Annotated in this window: 16 protein-coding genes; 8 read left to right on the top strand and 8 right to left on the bottom strand. The window is 61.8% G+C overall.

Features of this window, described 5'->3' with window-relative positions:
- Window positions 1-76: 76 nt before the first annotated feature.
- The 3 genes from WG908_RS13020 to WG908_RS13010 are packed head-to-tail and all read left to right on the top strand — an operon-like array spanning window position 77 to window position 3,440.
- Window positions 77-2,140, top strand: coding sequence for a pilus assembly protein TadG-related protein (locus WG908_RS13020; RefSeq protein WP_340187020.1), 2,064 nt, complete (start codon window positions 77-79; stop codon window positions 2,138-2,140).
- Window positions 2,140-2,757, top strand: coding sequence for a TadE/TadG family type IV pilus assembly protein (locus tag WG908_RS13015; RefSeq protein WP_340187019.1), 618 nt, complete (start codon window positions 2,140-2,142; stop codon window positions 2,755-2,757). The genes WG908_RS13020 and WG908_RS13015 overlap by 1 nt, the downstream gene beginning before the upstream one ends.
- Entirely contained in the window at window positions 2,754-3,440 is a 687-nt protein-coding gene (locus tag WG908_RS13010) for a TadE/TadG family type IV pilus assembly protein (RefSeq protein WP_340187018.1), read from the top strand. Before WG908_RS13015 ends, WG908_RS13010 begins: the two co-directional genes overlap by 4 nt.
- Here WG908_RS13010 and WG908_RS13005 read toward each other — a convergent pair whose 3' ends face one another.
- The 4 genes from WG908_RS13005 to eno all read right to left on the bottom strand — a co-directional run bounded on the left by WG908_RS13005 (window position 3,441) and on the right by eno (window position 7,703).
- Window positions 3,441-4,832 carry a pyruvate dehydrogenase complex E1 component subunit beta gene (locus tag WG908_RS13005; protein WP_340187017.1) on the bottom strand — a complete coding sequence of 464 codons (1,392 nt, stop codon included), beginning with the start codon at window positions 4,830-4,832 and terminating at the stop codon, window positions 3,441-3,443.
- Window positions 4,832-5,938 carry a pyruvate dehydrogenase (acetyl-transferring) E1 component subunit alpha gene (gene pdhA, locus WG908_RS13000; protein ID WP_340187016.1) on the bottom strand — a complete coding sequence of 369 codons (1,107 nt, stop codon included), beginning with the start codon at window positions 5,936-5,938 and terminating at the stop codon, window positions 4,832-4,834. The genes WG908_RS13005 and pdhA overlap by 1 nt, the downstream gene beginning before the upstream one ends.
- A 109-nt stretch (window positions 5,939-6,047) precedes the next feature.
- A complete protein-coding gene (locus tag WG908_RS12995) occupies window positions 6,048-6,359 on the bottom strand; it encodes an FtsB family cell division protein (RefSeq protein ID WP_340187015.1) in 312 nt (103 codons plus the stop codon).
- Window positions 6,360-6,416: 57 nt separating this feature from the next.
- The gene (gene eno / locus WG908_RS12990) at window positions 6,417-7,703 is read right to left on the bottom strand and encodes a phosphopyruvate hydratase (protein WP_340187014.1); all 1,287 of its coding nucleotides are present in this window, start codon (window positions 7,701-7,703) and stop codon (window positions 6,417-6,419) included.
- Window positions 7,704-7,932: 229 nt separating this feature from the next.
- Between eno and WG908_RS12985 the strand changes: the two genes are divergently transcribed.
- The 5 genes from WG908_RS12985 (at window position 7,933) to WG908_RS12965 (ending at window position 10,238) form a co-directional block, all read left to right on the top strand.
- Window positions 7,933-8,493 carry a hypothetical protein gene (locus tag WG908_RS12985; protein WP_340187068.1) on the top strand — a complete coding sequence of 187 codons (561 nt, stop codon included), beginning with the start codon at window positions 7,933-7,935 and terminating at the stop codon, window positions 8,491-8,493.
- 67 nt (window positions 8,494-8,560) lie between these two features.
- A complete protein-coding gene (locus WG908_RS12980) occupies window positions 8,561-8,944 on the top strand; it encodes a hypothetical protein (protein ID WP_340187013.1) in 384 nt (127 codons plus the stop codon).
- Window positions 8,941-9,255: a hypothetical protein gene (locus WG908_RS12975; RefSeq protein ID WP_340187012.1), complete on the top strand. Its 315-nt coding sequence runs from the start codon at window positions 8,941-8,943 to the stop codon at window positions 9,253-9,255. The genes WG908_RS12980 and WG908_RS12975 overlap by 4 nt, the downstream gene beginning before the upstream one ends.
- Window positions 9,248-9,832 carry a hypothetical protein gene (locus WG908_RS12970; RefSeq protein ID WP_340187011.1) on the top strand — a complete coding sequence of 195 codons (585 nt, stop codon included), beginning with the start codon at window positions 9,248-9,250 and terminating at the stop codon, window positions 9,830-9,832. The genes WG908_RS12975 and WG908_RS12970 overlap by 8 nt, the downstream gene beginning before the upstream one ends.
- A 181-nt stretch (window positions 9,833-10,013) precedes the next feature.
- A complete protein-coding gene (locus WG908_RS12965; RefSeq protein WP_340187010.1) occupies window positions 10,014-10,238 on the top strand; it encodes a DUF4170 domain-containing protein in 225 nt (74 codons plus the stop codon).
- Between the two features lie 13 nt (window positions 10,239-10,251).
- Here the strand turns inward: WG908_RS12965 and WG908_RS12960 are convergent, their stop codons facing one another.
- The 4 genes from WG908_RS12960 to WG908_RS12945 all read right to left on the bottom strand — a co-directional run bounded on the left by WG908_RS12960 (window position 10,252) and on the right by WG908_RS12945 (window position 15,214).
- A complete protein-coding gene (locus tag WG908_RS12960; RefSeq protein ID WP_445326723.1) occupies window positions 10,252-10,914 on the bottom strand; it encodes a rhomboid family intramembrane serine protease in 663 nt (220 codons plus the stop codon).
- Between the two features lie 26 nt (window positions 10,915-10,940).
- Window positions 10,941-11,417 (bottom strand): transcription elongation factor GreA, encoded by a 477-nt coding sequence (gene greA, locus WG908_RS12955; protein WP_340187066.1) that lies wholly within the window; start codon window positions 11,415-11,417, stop codon window positions 10,941-10,943.
- A gap of 79 nt (window positions 11,418-11,496) precedes the next feature.
- On the bottom strand, window positions 11,497-14,832 hold the full coding sequence (gene carB, locus WG908_RS12950; protein ID WP_340187009.1) for a carbamoyl-phosphate synthase large subunit: 3,336 nt from the start codon (window positions 14,830-14,832) through the stop codon (window positions 11,497-11,499).
- Between the two features lies 1 nt (window position 14,833).
- Entirely contained in the window at window positions 14,834-15,214 is a 381-nt protein-coding gene (locus WG908_RS12945) for a hypothetical protein (protein ID WP_340187008.1), read from the bottom strand.
- Window positions 15,215-15,216 lie beyond the last annotated feature (2 nt).

The raw sequence follows: 15,216 nt of genomic DNA, 5'->3' as shown, positions 1-15,216 counted from the left end.
TGCGCCTGCATAGACGAAAAGGCTGCCTTGCCCGGATGTGGGGGGTGTTGGGCGCGACATGAGTGACTGAGGACAGATGGGCAAGCAAATCGAACCTCCTGTGGGATTTCTGGGACGTCTGGGCAAGAGCCAGGCAGGCAGCACCTTGGCCATGGTTGCGGCGGCGATCATCCCGCTTGCCGGCCTGGCCGGCGGCGGCATCGACATGGCGCGTCTCTATCTGACCAAGGCGCGTTTGCAGCAGGCCTGCGACGCCGGCGCGCTCGGGGGCCGCAAGCAGATGGGCGCGGGCGCGTGGTCGGCAAACAGCAACAAGGCGAACGCGGTCGCGCTCGAACTGTTCGACGCCAATTTCGGCACCAATCCCTATGGCACCAATACGACCAGCCGCAGCTTCACCGAAAGTTCCGGCAAGGTGACCGGCACGGCATCGGTCATCGTGCCGATGACGGTGATGAAAATCTTTGGCCAGACCAACAAGACCATCAGCATTACATGCGACGCGGAAATGCGCATCCCCAATACCGATGTCATGTTCGTTCTCGATACGACAGGGTCGATGGACGAAACCATCCCCGGCGACACGGTCAAAAAGATCGTCGGGCTGAGAAAAGCGGTCAAATGCTTTTACGAGGCGCTGGCCAAGATCGACATCGACAATGTCGATTGCGGCAGCACGCCGACCGGCGGCAACAGCGCCACGGTGCAGTTGCGCTTCGGCTTCGTGCCCTATGCCACCAACGTCAATGTCGGCAAGCTGCTCAACAACAGCTGGATGGAAGATACGCCATTCTATCAGACACGCGTCCCGCAATTCACGCCATCCACTTCCACTTCAACTGCGACGGGTACGCCGACGTTACTGTCGACGCAAAATGGCTCTTGGAGCAGCTGGTCCGGTTCGACCAATGCAAACTATTCCGGCTATTGTGATGGCCGATCCGTTGATGGCGTTTCCACAGGAACTGAGGGTTCGCCTTATGGCCAGACATCGACAACATCTGGTAACACCACTACGACGACATGGTATACTGATACGCCTGTCACTGAAAGAGATTACAGCAACGAAACTCAGTTTAATGGCTTTTTCGGTATTGGCCGGCAATGCGTCGTGACTGTTAGGACAAGATCATATAATATCACCAAACAGTATCGGCGGATCGACACGATTACTACTACCACTACCCAAGTGTTTTCAGGATGGATATACAAAAAGGACGAATTAGACGTTCGTGGCCTAAAAGCAGGAGGGTATAGCTGGAATGATAGTGTCATGCTGCCAGTGGGCACCAACGGCACGAGCACATCGATCAGTTGGGACGGCTGCATCGAAGAAAGACAGCCCTTCAAGAACAGCGACGGCAATCCGGCGGACGATTATGATCCCATACCGTCTTCGGCGTTCGACATGGATATCGACAGCGCGCCGACCAGCGATCGCAACACCCAATGGAAGCCGCTGCTGCGCGACGTGGTCTGGGGCCGGGTGGATGGCAGCGGCAACAAGACGCGCGATCCCGTGACGATCGCCGGCAATTGGAGCCCGAACGGGTGGACGACCTATGGCATCAACGACATGCCGACCAATCGGAACTATTACTGCCCGCGCCCCGCGCGCAAGATGGGGATATACAAGACATCGGCCGAAGTCACCGATTTCAAAACCTATGTCGATGCGCTGACCCCCGACGGGAACACCTATCATGACATCGGCCTGATCTGGGGCGCGCGGCTCATGTCGCCGACGGGCCTGTTCGCCAGTGAAAATGCGCTGACACCCAATGGCGGCACGATCGAACGACACATGATCTTCATGACGGACGGCACGGCGGTGGCGAACAACACCGACTATGTGTCGCACGGCTTGCCATGGTGGGACCAGCGTCAAACCAATGCGACCGACAGCGATACCCTGGTCGCGACCATCAATGCGCGACTGGTCGCCCTTTGCAGCGCCATCAAGAACAAGAATATCACCCTGTGGGTCATCTATTATGGCGCGGCGGGCACCGACGACTATACGCGGCTGGAAAATTGCGCCAGTTCGGGCCGTTTCTACAACGCCACGAACAGCACCTTGCTGATCGACAAGTTCAAGTCGATCGCCGATGAAATCTCGCAATTGCGGTTGACCAACTGATGCCCGGCCCCGCCCTGTTGCGCCGCCTGACGGCCAGTCGAACCGGCGTCTCGATCACTGAATTCGGCCTGATCGCGCCGGTGTTCATGGTCATGATGATGGGCGTGCTGGACGTTTGCCACACGCTCTATGTCCAGAGCGTTCTGCAGGGCGCGGTGCAGAAGGCCGCCCGCGACTCCAGCCTTGAAACCGGGGGAACCTCGGCCGTGCAAACCGCGATGGACACCGCCATCACCGATCAGGTCAAGCGCCTTGCCAGCAATGCCACGGTAACGATTACCCGCACGTCCTTCCGCGACTATACCAAGGCCGCGGTGCGTGCCAAGGAGCCGTTCACGGACGCCACATCGGGCACCTACGCCAACGGCATCTGCGATCATGGCGAACCTTATGAGGACAATAATGACAGCGGATCATGGGATGTGGACAATGGCCGCACCGGCCAGGGCGGCGCAAAGGATACGGTGATCCTGTCCACCCAGGTCGTTTACCCGCGCATCTTTCCCTTCATGAAAACGGTCGGCCTGCCCGCGAATGTCACCGTCAGCGCGGCGACGGTGCTGGCCAACCAGCCCTTTGGCGATCAGGCCGCCGTGACCGTCAGGAATTGCCCATGAACGCCCTGCGGCGCACATTGTCGCGGCTGTGCATCAACCGATCGGGCATGGCGCTCGTCGAATTCGCGCTCAGCCTGCCCTTCATCGTGATTGTCACGATGACCGCGGCTGAACTTGCCAACTTCACCACGACCAAGATGCGCATCAGCCAGTTGGCCCTGATGGTGGCCGACAATGCATCGCGCATCGGCACCGGCACCGTACTGTCCAACAAGACGATCAGCGAAAAGCAGATCAACGACCTGCTGGCCGGCGCCAACCTTCAAGCCGGCAAGCTGGGCCTGTTCGCCGATGGCCGGGTGATCATCCGCAGCCTGCAACCAGCCACGGTCGCCAACAAATACATCGTCAAATGGCAGCGGTGCAAAGGCATGAAATCCACCGAACTTGGAAGCTATTTCAACGAGGATTCAGGTTCCACGGCCACTGAACGCAACGATGACACCACCCTTGCCACCAACCCGTTCAAGGTTAAACCACCCGCCAACGGCGCGGTCATGTTCGTCGAAATTGTGTACAGCTATCAGCCGCTGATCGGCCCGAATTTCGTCAAAATCCCGACGATCAGGGAAACGGCGGCCATGACGGTACGCGACAACCGCGATTATACCGGGGGCACCAAAGGCATATACAACACCGAAGGCGTGACCGCCGCCAGTTGCTCGACCTTCTCGGCGACCTGATCAACTTCGATAACACACCTTCTTTGCGGCCTCGACCACGCGCGCGGCATCGACCAGCGCCGCCTTTTCCAGATTGGCGGCATAGGGCAGCGGCACGTCCTCGTTGGTGACGCGCAGGACCGGGGCGTCGAGATCGTCGAAGCCCTGTTCCATTACCACCGCCGCGATTTCCGACGCGATCGAGCAGGTCGGCCAGCCTTCCTCCACCACGATCAGGCGATTGGTCTTCTTGAGGCTTTCCAGCACGGTTGCGGTGTCGAGCGGGCGCAGCGTCCGCAGGTCGATGACCTCCGCCTCTATCCCCTCGCCCGCCAGCGTTTCGGCCGCCTGTAGAGCGAGGCCGACGCCGATCGAATAGCTGACGATGGTGACGCTGTCGCCGGGGCGCACGATCCGCGCCTTGCCGATCGGCAGGACATAATCGTCGACCTTGGGCACGTCGAAGCTGCGGCCATAGACCAGCTCATTTTCCAGGAACACCACCGGGTCCTCGCAGCGGATCGCGGCTTTGAGCAGACCCTTGGCATCGGCCGCGTCATAGGGCGCGATGACGATCAGGCCGGGGACGCTGGCATACCAGGGTCCGTAATTCTGGCTGTGCTGCGCGCCGACCCGGCTCGCCGCGCCGTTGGGACCGCGAAACACGATCGGGCAGCGCATCTGGCCGCCCGACATATAATTGGTCTTGGCCGCCGAATTGATGATGTGATCGATCGCCTGCATCGCGAAGTTGAAGGTCATGAATTCGATGACCGGCTTCAACCCGCCCATCGCCGCGCCCGTGCCAACACCGGCAAAACCATATTCGGTGATCGGCGTGTCGATGACGCGCTTGCCGCCAAATTCCTCCAGCAGGCCCTGCGTCACCTTGTAGGCGCCCTGATATTCGGCGACCTCCTCACCCATCACGAACACGCGATCGTCGCGGCGCATTTCCTCCGCCATGGCGTCGCGCAGCGCTTCGCGCACGGTCGTTTTCACATATTCGGTGCCTTGCGGAAGGTCTGGATCGGTCAGGACCGCGCGCACATCGGCGGCAAGCTTGGCCGTCCCGCCCTGGGCCTTCCCGGGCGCCTGAGGCTCCTCCCCGGCCCCGGCGGGCGGCGCGCTCACTTTCGCCTTGGGCGCAGCTTGCGCGCCCTGAACTTCGCCATCCTCCGCCATAGTGGCGATGACCGTTCCGACCTTCACGCCTTCGGTGCCGGCCGCAACCATGATCTTGCCGATCTTGCCCTCGTCGACCGCCTCGAACTCCATCGTCGCCTTGTCGGTTTCGATTTCGGCAAGGATGTCGCCCGACTGCACGTCGTCGCCCTCCTGGACCAGCCATTTGGCCAGCGTGCCTTCTTCCATCGTCGGCGAGAGCGCCGGCATCTTGATTTCGACACCCATCAATATTGCTCCACCAGCACGTCGGTATAGAGTTGGGCCGGGTCCGGCTCGGGCGATGTTTCGGCGAAATCGGCCGCCGCGCCGACGATCTTGCGAATCTGCTGGTCGATCGCCTTCAATTCATCCTCGCCCACGCCAAGCTCCACGAGACGGTTTTTCGCACCCTCGATCGGATCGGATTTCTCGCGCATCGCCTGAACTTCCTCGCGCGACCGATATTTGGCCGGGTCCGACATGCTATGGCCGCGATAGCGATAAGTCTTCATTTCGAGGAGGATCGGGCCATTGCCGGCCTTGACCCATTTAAGCGCCTCCTCCGTCGCGCCACGCACGGCCAGCACGTCCATGCCATCGACCTGGAGGCCGGGGATGCGAAAGCTTTCGCCGCGGCGGTAAAGCTGGTCCTCGGCCGACGACCGGTTGACGCTGGTGCCCATGGCATATTGGTTGTTTTCGATCACGAAGATGATCGGCAGCTTCCACAGCTCGGCCATGTTGAAGCTTTCATAGACCTGGCCCTGGTTGGCCGCGCCATCGCCGAAATAGGCCACGCATACCCCGCCATCGTCGCGATATTTGTGCGCGAAGCCCAGGCCCGTACCCAGCGACACCTGCGCGCCGACGATGCCGTGGCCGCCATAGAATTTATGTTCGACGCTGAACATGTGCATCGACCCGCCCTTGCCGCGCGAAATGCCTGCCTCCCGGCCGGTCAGTTCAGCCATGATGACGTTGGGATCAATGCCATAGGCAAGCATATGGCCATGGTCGCGATAGCCGGTGATGACGCTGTCCTTGCCCGGTTCCAGCGCCGACTGGATGCCCACGGCAACCGCTTCCTGGCCGATGTAGAGATGACAGAAGCCACCGATGAGGCCAAGGCCGTACAGCTGGCCGGCCTTTTCCTCGAAGCGGCGGATCAACACCATCTGGCGGTAAAATTCGAGCAGTTCGTCCTTGCTCGCCGGATAGTCGGCGGGCGCGTCGGGCCGGGGCCGGTTATGATCGGAGCCAGCCTGCGCCGGCTTGGCTTTGGCAGGCGCGCGCGTTGCACGCTGCTGGGAGGCAGTGGCGCGCGGGGCTCGCGGCGTGGGTGACTTCGCCAAGGATTTTTCCTCTGTTCGCGACGGGATGGAAACGCCGATATAGGGGCAGCGGCCGTGACAATGCAACGCCAAGGGGCGCTCAGCGCCCATTCAAAACAGAGCGGCGCTATCAGTTAAGCGGAATGATGATCTCGTCGCGATGGACGACGCCAAGCTGTCGGCGGATCAGTTCGTCGCTGAGGTCAGGATCGACCCGGCGGGGATTGAGCAGGTCGACGCGGTTTTTCAACTCGCGCTGTTCGACCTGGACCTGCGCCAGCTGGGCGCGCGCCATCCGCAGTTGCCGCGCATAATCGCCCCACGCCAATATGCCGCTGGACCCCAAAATGGCGTAGGCAGCGAAAAACAGCAGCAGCAGGATGGCAATGGCGGGGCCAAGCGCGGAAAACAGCAATGATCGAAGATGAGCGATTTGCGCCATAGCCCCTTTGAATCACAGCGTTTCCCGCCCGGCAAGCGAAAAATGGTTAATCCGCGATCAACCGTGTTTTGAACGAAAGATCGAGCGGCCGGCATAGACCGCGACATCGCCCAGTTCTTCTTCGATGCGGATGAGCTGATTATATTTGGCAAGCCGGTCGGAGCGGGCCAGCGACCCAGTCTTGATCTGGCCGCAGTTGGTGGCGACGGCGAGGTCGGCGATGGTGTAATCTTCGGTTTCGCCCGAACGGTGCGACATGACGGCGGTGTAGGACGACCGCTGCGCCAGGCTGACGGCGGCCAGCGTTTCGGTCAACGTGCCGATCTGGTTGACCTTGACCAGCAGCGAATTGGCCAGGCCCTTGTCGATGCCCATGGCAAGGCGCGCGGGATTGGTCACGAACAGATCGTCGCCGACCAGTTGGACCGAATGGCCGATCTTGTCGGTCAACGCCTTCCAGCCTTCGAAATCATCCTCGCTCATACCGTCCTCGATCGACTTGATCGGATAGTCGGCGCACAGGGCCGCGAGATAATCGGCCATTTCAACGGGCGTCAGCGACAGGCCCTCGCCCGAAATTTCATAGCGGCCGTTGCGGAAAAATTCGGTCGCGGCGCAATCGAGCGCGAGCACGACATCGTCGCCCGGCGTGTAGCCGGCCTTCGTCACCGATTCCATGATGAAATCGAGCGCGTCGCGGGTCGAGGCGAGGTTGGGGGCAAAGCCGCCTTCATCGCCGACCGCCGTAGCCAGGCCCTTGTCGTGCAGGCCCTTTTTCAGCGTATGAAAGATTTCGGCGCCGATTCGCACCGCATCGGCCAGGCTTTCCGCGCCGACCGGCATGATCATGAATTCCTGGAAATCGATGGGGTTGTCGGCATGTTCGCCGCCGTTGATGATGTTCATCATCGGCACCGGCAGGACATGCGCCGACACGCCGCCGACATAGCGATAGAGCGGCAGGCCGCGCGCGTCCGCGGCGGCCTTGGCCACCGCCAGGCTGACGCCCAGGATCGCGTTGGCGCCCAGGCGCGACTTGTTGTCCGTGCCATCGAGCGCGATCATCGCCGCGTCGATTTCGCCCTGGTCCTCGGCTTCCATGCCGCGGATCTCGTCGGCGATTTCCCCATTGACCGCCTCGACCGCGGCGAGCACGCCCTTGCCGAGATATCTGCCCTTGTCGCCATCGCGCTTCTCGACCGCTTCATAGGCGCCGGTCGATGCGCCCGAAGGCACGGCGGCACGGCCGAAGCTGCCATCTTCCAGCATCACATCGACTTCGACGGTCGGATTGCCCCGGCTGTCGAGAATCTGGCGGGCATGGACATCGAGAATGGCGGTCATGACTTTCCCCTGAATGGCGCGCTTCCCTGAAAACGGCCAGGGGCGCGGCTGACGCGGCCCCGATAGCCACGGCAGTGCATCATGGCAATGCAGGGGCTTGCCAGAGCGCAAAAAATGCCGATGCTCACGATGATAACGGCTACGGAACTGTTTGCGCCGGCGAAGCATTGGGCAGAAAACACTGCCGGCATCGCCGATGGTCCAGTAATTCGCGTGAGGAGACAAGATGATGGTCGACACCCCGGAAACCCCCACTGCCAAGCGCACGACGGGAAAAAGCCGCACGCAGCCTGCCGGCGACACCACGGCAACGTCGTCGCCCGTGACCGAAAACAGCGGGTCGACCGCCGGCACGTCCGGATGGTCAGCGCAGATCGCGCCTTTGAAGGAGCAAGCGGAAAAAGCGGCCCGTACCGCCGCCAGCAAGATTAGCGAAGTCGACTGGAAGGCGCATATCGACCCGATCAAGGAACAGGCGAGCAAGACCGCCATGTCCGCGGCGACCGTGGCCAAGGACAAGACCGGAACCGCGATGCAGAGCCTGGCCAAGCTGATTTCCGATACCGCCGGAACGGTGGATGCGAAACTTGGGCCGCAATATGGCGATTATGCGCGTCAGGCGGCGGAAAGCGTGGCTGGAGCGGCCAACTCGCTCGACAGCAAGGATGTCGATCAATTGATGGCCGAAGCCCGAGACTTCGTGCGCAAGAGTCCGGCCGTCGCGATCGGCGCGGCGGCGGTGGTCGGCTTCGTGCTGATGCGGCTAGCCAAGGGTTCGGATGACAGCTGAACCGCTGACGGATCGGGATGCGCAGACGGGAACTGAACGGCCCCTGCCGTCAGGGCGGAGGAACGATGTGATCGAACAGCCAGCGGAACCGGAATTTCCGCACGCGCCCGAATATGACAGCGACACCCAGGAGAGCATCGGCGCGACTTTCGCGCGGCTCTATGCCGATGGCCGTGCCTATACCCAGGCCGAAATAGACCGGCAGAAATTGCGCGCCGCGATCATCGGCGCCGGCGTCAGGGATGCGACGATTTTTGCGGCGATCGCGATCATGCTCGCCTTCGCCGCTCTTATCGCGCTTCTGATCGGATGTGTGTTGGCGCTCACTCCCGCCTGGGGTCCGCTCGGCGCGACCGCCATGGTGGTCGGTGCGGCGCTGCTGGTGACGGTCGCATTGCTGGTAATGGCGAAAGCGCGGATCAGCCGGATGAAGAAGGCGGCAAAGCCATGAGCAGCGAGGAAGCCTATCGCGCGGCGACCGAACGCGCGGAAGCCCGGCGGGCAGCGCTTCTGGACAGCATCGCCGCCGCGACGGCGCGGGTGACGCCGGCGCGGCTGAGGGCCGATGCGAAGGACAAGGTGACGCAAGGCATGATGGCTCTTGGCACAAAGACCGGCGATATGGTGCGCGACCGGCCCGTGATGGTCGCGGCGACAGCTTCGGCTCTGGTCGCCTATCTCGCCCGCCGCCCGATCGCAGCACTTTTCAAGCGGCTGTACGTTCGTGTGCGTGACCGCAATTCGGAGAATGACAATGGCTGATATCCAGGGACAATTGACCCGCGTACGCGACGCGGCCAACGACATTGCCGGCAGCGCCGTCGACCGGATCAAGGACGGCACCGAAAGCGCCACGGGAATGATCCTGACCGGGCGCGACAAGGCGAGCGAAGCCTTCACCGATGTGAAGGACAAGAGCCAGCGCGCCGCCACCCGCGCCAACGAAATCATTCAGGAGCATCCGATCGCAGCAGCAGCGGCCGCCGTCGCCGCGGGCGCCGTGATCGCCTATCTTTTTCCCAAGAGCCGTGCCGCCATGCGCGCGATGCCCGGCGTCGCCAGCGCCATCGGCACGCGCGCGGTGGAAGCCGCGTTGGCCGCCCGGACATTGGCCGAACATGGCGCGGAAACGGTCAAGGCGCGCGCCGGTGACGCGATAGATGCCGCCAGGGATGGCGCAATCGCCGCGAAGGACAGCGCCGTCGCGGTCAAGGATCAGGCGGTTTCGTCCGACATCGCGACCATGGCATCGCGCATTGCCGACGACATGCTTGCGCTGGTGGTGCAAAAGGCCGAGGCGGTCAGCGACGCCTTCAAGAACCGGCTGCCGAAAAAATAGCGGCTTGGCGATCCCCGGCGTCGGGAGAGTTTCGGTTTGCCCGATAAAGCGGTCGCCGGGCAGGTCGTTTCGTCTGACGAGGCAGAAGCCGCATGGACGCAAAAGCCTGGGGCAGTTGATCCTGTGTCACCGGATCGCAAATCGCCCGAGGCCCTGATATTATCGATCTAGGGGCGAGCGCATGAGCAAGATGCACCTGGTGATGGGTGGGCGGGTCAAGGATCCGCAGACGATGGAATTCGAGGATCTGAACGCCATCGACCTGGTCGGCGTGTTCCCCGACTATGCCAGCGCGGAAAAGGCATGGCGCGCATCCGCGCAGCGCACCGTCGATGATGCGGAAATCCGCTATGTCGTGGTTCATCTGCACCGCTTGCTGGAGCCTAAGTTGCCGCCAGCCGGCTGACCGCCCTGTAGCGTCAGGCGCGGTTGTTGTTGAACTGTTGCCGCGCGCGGCGGAAACGCAGCCATAAAATGGGGCGAGTCAGCAGCAACCCCGCGAGAAATCCGCCGATATGCGCCGCTATGGCGATCTGGCCGATCCCGCCGCCACCGCCAGTCGTTGCGACACCGATCATCAACTGAAGCGCGATCCAGGCGGCCGCGAGCCACAACAACCGCACCATATTGGCCGAAATCGGCCCGATCGCCCTCACCCTCTGCTGGCTGTAGAGCAGCGCATAGGTCGCCATCAGCGCCGAAATCGCGCCGCTCGCGCCGACCATCGGATTGGTGGAAGCGGGATCGACGATGATCTGCGCCAGCGCCGCCGCATAGGCCCCGAGGCCGTAGAGAAGCAGCGTAAGCCAGCGTCCCAGCACATGTTCGACCTGGCTGCCGCAGAACAGCAGCATCAGCAGATTGAAGCCCAGATGCAGCCAACCGGCATGAATCAGCGTGCAACTGAGCGGGGTCAGCCATGTCGGCACCGCGGCCATGCCATCCAGCAAAGCGGGATGAGACAGGCGCGCGGGGATGACGCCGCCGATCAGCGCGGCATGGTCGATCTGGCGGGACGCCAGCAACAACAGAAATACAAATATGGTGGCGGCCGCGATCCAGTTGGTGACGCGGCCGACCATGCGCCTGATGTTGATCACCGGCTGGGTCAGATGAATTCGATCCGGTCGACCATATAGAATTTGTCGCCCGACGGCACCGTAACCTCGACCTCGTCGCCAACCTGGCGACTGATCAAAGCCCGGCCGAGCGGGCTGTTATAGGAAATCATGCCCGCCTTGGCATCCGCTTCGGCCTGTCCCACGATCTGATATCGCACGGGCTTGTCATCCTCGTCGAGCAGGGTGACAGTCGCGCCGAACACGATCTTGTCGCCCGACAGGCTGGCCGGATCGATGATCTGGGCGCGCGAGAGCTTATCCTCCAGGTCGGAGATCGTCGCCTCAACTTGGCCCTGACGCTCCTTGGCGGCGTGATATTCGGCATTTTCGGACAGGTCGCCATGAGCGCGCGCGGTTTCGATCGCTTCCACGATGATCGGACGTTCCGCCTTCAACTCTCGCAGCTGGGCCAGCATCTTGTCATAACCCATCTGCAGCATCGGCATCTTTTCGACCGTCGCCATCATAAAATCCTTCGTCAATACTTCCCTTTGGCGGCCCCGGTATGGGGCCACCCGCAGCATGTGCTTCCTGTGCAGGGGGTCAGGCTTGCGACACCGGATAATAGGACTGGAGCGCCCGCACTTCAAGGGCATGACCGCGCAGTGCCTCGATGGCGTCGACCGCCGCAAGGCTGGCGGCGGCGGTGGTGAAGCTCGCGACCTTCTGCCGGAGCGCACTGGTGCGGATGGCCTTGCTGTCCTTCAAGGACTGCCAGCCTTCGGTCGTATTGAAGATCAGCGCGACGCCGCCGTCGGTGATGCGATCGACGATGTGCGGTCGACCCTGGGCCACCTTGTTGACCGTTTCGACCGCGATGCCGCTTTCTTCCAGATAGCGCGCGGTGCCGCCGGTGGCGACCAGATGGAAACCCATAGCTACGAGCTTTTTCGCGGCGGGAAGGATCACCGGCTTGTCGCTGTCCTTGAGGGATATGAATACGGTGCCGCCGGTGGGCAGCACGGTGCCCGCGCCAAGTTGGGCCTTTGCGAAAGCGGTCGCAAAATCGCTATCGATTCCCATCACTTCACCCGTACTCTTCATTTCAGGCGACAGCACCGGATCGACACCGGGAAAGCGACCGAAGGGGAAGACGGCTTCCTTGACCGCGACATGATCGATGGCATTGCGGTCGATGGTCGGCAGGTCGCGGAGCATTTCGCCGGCCATCACCCGCGCAGCGATCTTGGCGATGGGCGCGCCGATCGCCTTGGCGACGAAGGGCACGGTGCGGCTGGCGCGCGGATTGACCTCGATCAGATAGACGGTGTCGTCCTTGACCGCGAACTGGATGTTCATCAGGCCACGCACGGACAGGGCGCGGGCCAGCACCTGCGTCTGCCGTTCGATTTCCGCGATGATCCCGGCGTTCAGGCTGTAGGGCGGCAAGGAACAGGCGCTGTCGCCCGAATGGACTCCCGCTTCTTCGATATGCTGGAGCACGCCCGCCACCACGACATCGTCGCCATCGCATAGCGCATCGACGTCGACCTCGACCGCATCGCGCAGATACTGGTCGATCAGGACCGGCGAGTCGCCCGACACCTGGACCGCAGTGGTGATATATTCGTCAAGCTGCGCCTGGCCGTCGACAATCTCCATGGCCCGGCCGCCCAACACATAGGAGGGCCGCATCAGCACCGGATAACCGATGCGGTTGGCAACTGCGATCGCTTCCTCCCGGCTGCGGGCGATGCCATTGTCGGGCTGCTTGAGCTTCAGCTTGTCGATGAGCGCGGCAAAACGCTCGCGATCTTCGGCCAGGTCGATGGCGTCGGGCGAGGTGCCCAGGATCGGGATGCCGGCATCTTCGAGCGCCTGCGCCAGCTTGAGCGGCGTCTGGCCGCCGAACTGGACGATCACGCCCTTCAAAATGCCGTTCGACTTTTCGATTTCCAATATCTCCAGCACGTCCTCGGCGGTCAGCGGCTCGAAATAGAGGCGGTCGGACGTGTCATAGTCGGTCGAAACGGTTTCCGGGTTGCAGTTGACCATGATCGTTTCATAGCCGGCGTCGCTGAGCGCGAAGCAAGCGTGGACACAGCAATAGTCGAACTCGATCCCCTGCCCGATCCGATTCGGTCCGCCGCCCAGGATCACGACCTTTTCGCGGTCGGTGGGTGCGGATTCATTCTCCGGCTCGCCGAACAGGGGCGCTTCATAGGTCGAATACATGTACGGCGTCTTCGCCTCGAACTCGGCGGCGCAGGTGTCGATGCGCTTGAACACCGGGCGCACGCCCAGCCGGTGGCGCAGCGTGCGCACCTCCGCTTCGGTCACGCCGCCGGTCATCGCCTTGACCGCTTCGTGGATGAGGCCCGATCCGCGCGCGATGCCGCGCTCCATGCCGCGCAGATTGGCGGATTTGAGCGCCAGCCAAGCGAGCCGCTTGTCGGAAAAGCCCATGGATTTGAGGTGGCGCATGCCGTCTGCATCCTGCGGCAATCCGTTTTCCAGGACTTGCGCCTCTGCCTCGACAATCTCCTTCATCCGTTCGAGGAACCAGGGGTCATATTTGGCGATGGCGTGGATTTCCGCGACGCTCAGGCCCTCGCGCAGCGCCTGCGCGGCAACCAGCAGCCGATCCGGCGTCGGCTGCGACAGGGCAGCGACGATATCGTCATGCGGCGCGCCGACCAGATGATCGACGTCGTTGAAGCCGCACAGCCCGGTTTCCAGGCCGCGCAGCGCCTTTTGCATGCTTTCGTGAATGTTGCGACCGATGGCCATGACTTCGCCGACCGATTTCATCGCGGTGCCAAGCAGCGGTTCGGCGCCCTTGAACTTTTCGAAGGCGAAGCGCGGAATCTTGGTCACGACATAGTCGATCGTCGGTTCGAACGAGGCAGGCGTCGCGCCGGTGATGTCGTTGGTGATCTCGTCCAGCGTATAGCCCACCGCCAGCTTGGCCGCGACCTTGGCGATGGGGAAGCCGGTCGCCTTCGACGCGAGCGCCGAGGAGCGCGACACGCGCGGGTTCATTTCGATGACCACGAGCCGGCCATCCTTGGGATTGACCGCGAACTGTACGTTGGAACCGCCTGTTTCGACACCGATTTCACGCAGCACCGCAATGGATGCGTTACGCATGATCTGATATTCCTTGTCGGTCAGCGTCAGCGCCGGCGCGACGGTGATGCTATCGCCGGTATGGACGCCCATCGGATCGACATTCTCGATCGAACAGATGATGATGCAATTGTCGTTGCGGTCACGCACGACCTCCATCTCATATTCTTTCCAGCCGAGAAGCGATTCCTCGATCAGCACTTCGGTGGTGGGCGATGCGTCCAGCCCCTCCATGACGATCCGCTTGAACTCGTCGCGGTTGTAGGCGATGCCGCCGCCGGTGCCGCCCATGGTAAAGCTGGGGCGGATGATCGACGGCAGACCGGTAAATTCGAGGGCCTCCAATGCTTCCTCAAGCGTGTGGGCGATCCGCGAGCGCGCGGATTCAAGGCCGATCCTGTCCATGGCGTCGCGGAACTTGATCCGGTCCTCCGCCTTGTCGATGGCTTCGGCGTCGGCGCCGATCATCTGCACGCCGTACTTCTCCAGCGTGCCGTCGTTGAACAGCGCCAGCGCGGTGTTGAGCGCCGTCTGCCCGCCCATCGTCGGCAGCACCGCGTCCGGCCGCTCCTTCTCGATGATCTTCGCCACGATTTCGGGCGTGATCGGCTCGATATAGGTCGCGTCGGCAAATTCCGGGTCGGTCATGATCGTGGCCGGGTTGGAATTGACGAGGATGATGCGATAGCCCTCTTCCTTGAGCGCCTTCACCGCCTGCGTGCCCGAATAATCGAACTCGCACGCCTGGCCAATGATGATCGGGCCAGCGCCGATGATGAGGATGGAGGATATGTCGGTTCTTTTGGGCATGTTATCCCTGCACAAGTTCAATTTTGCGACCAAAGCAGACGTTCTCTGCTCCGATGATGTCAGCTTTAGCGGCGAAGTGAACAATCTTTAGAACATCGTCAGACAGCCATTCCATTATCACGTTCGGCTCTCCATCCAGCGCAAGCGCTCGACATTCGCTTTTCCAGAATCGGCCACTTTCAAGCATAACGACCCGCGAATAGCCTGTTGTGGCTCCGCAATCCGTCATCTGAATACGAGCCGCTACTGTTCCATCAGGTGAATGGTTCGACGAAAAGATCGACGTTTCGCATGTTCCCACACCTAAAATCGAATCAAGCCACAAAAGACCAGCACCGGCAAAACAGACAATTGCTCCCAATGCCAACAACAGACCTTGCATGC

It is taken from the genome of Sphingobium anseongense (assembly GCF_037725245.1).
Classification (GTDB): domain Bacteria; phylum Pseudomonadota; class Alphaproteobacteria; order Sphingomonadales; family Sphingomonadaceae; genus Sphingobium.
Note: the sequence above shows the minus strand (reverse complement) of the source record. Positions and strands in the feature narration are given on the sequence as shown.

Excerpts from the sequence above, each read along its gene's own strand:
- eno (WP_340187014.1), bottom strand. The coding sequence starts at position 7,703 with ATGACCGCCATTCTCGATGTCCATGCCCGCCAGATTCTCGACAGCCGG.
- WG908_RS12970 (WP_340187011.1), top strand. The coding sequence starts at position 9,248 with ATGGCTGATATCCAGGGACAATTGACCCGCGTACGCGACGCGGCCAAC.
- greA (WP_340187066.1), bottom strand. The coding sequence starts at position 11,417 with ATGGCGACGGTCGAAAAGATGCCGATGCTGCAGATGGGTTATGACAAG.
- WG908_RS13005 (WP_340187017.1), bottom strand. The coding sequence starts at position 4,832 with ATGGGTGTCGAAATCAAGATGCCGGCGCTCTCGCCGACGATGGAAGAA.
- WG908_RS13010 (WP_340187018.1), top strand. The coding sequence starts at position 2,754 with ATGAACGCCCTGCGGCGCACATTGTCGCGGCTGTGCATCAACCGATCG.
- WG908_RS12960 (WP_445326723.1), bottom strand. The coding sequence starts at position 10,914 with ATGGTCGGCCGCGTCACCAACTGGATCGCGGCCGCCACCATATTTGTA.
- WG908_RS12975 (WP_340187012.1), top strand. The coding sequence starts at position 8,941 with ATGAGCAGCGAGGAAGCCTATCGCGCGGCGACCGAACGCGCGGAAGCC.
- WG908_RS12995 (WP_340187015.1), bottom strand. The coding sequence starts at position 6,359 with ATGGCGCAAATCGCTCATCTTCGATCATTGCTGTTTTCCGCGCTTGGC.
- WG908_RS13015 (WP_340187019.1), top strand. The coding sequence starts at position 2,140 with ATGCCCGGCCCCGCCCTGTTGCGCCGCCTGACGGCCAGTCGAACCGGC.
- WG908_RS12985 (WP_340187068.1), top strand. The coding sequence starts at position 7,933 with ATGGTCGACACCCCGGAAACCCCCACTGCCAAGCGCACGACGGGAAAA.
- WG908_RS12965 (WP_340187010.1), top strand. The coding sequence starts at position 10,014 with ATGAGCAAGATGCACCTGGTGATGGGTGGGCGGGTCAAGGATCCGCAG.
- WG908_RS13020 (WP_340187020.1), top strand. The coding sequence starts at position 77 with ATGGGCAAGCAAATCGAACCTCCTGTGGGATTTCTGGGACGTCTGGGC.
- WG908_RS12945 (WP_340187008.1), bottom strand. The coding sequence starts at position 15,214 with ATGCAAGGTCTGTTGTTGGCATTGGGAGCAATTGTCTGTTTTGCCGGT.
- carB (WP_340187009.1), bottom strand. The coding sequence starts at position 14,832 with ATGCCCAAAAGAACCGACATATCCTCCATCCTCATCATCGGCGCTGGC.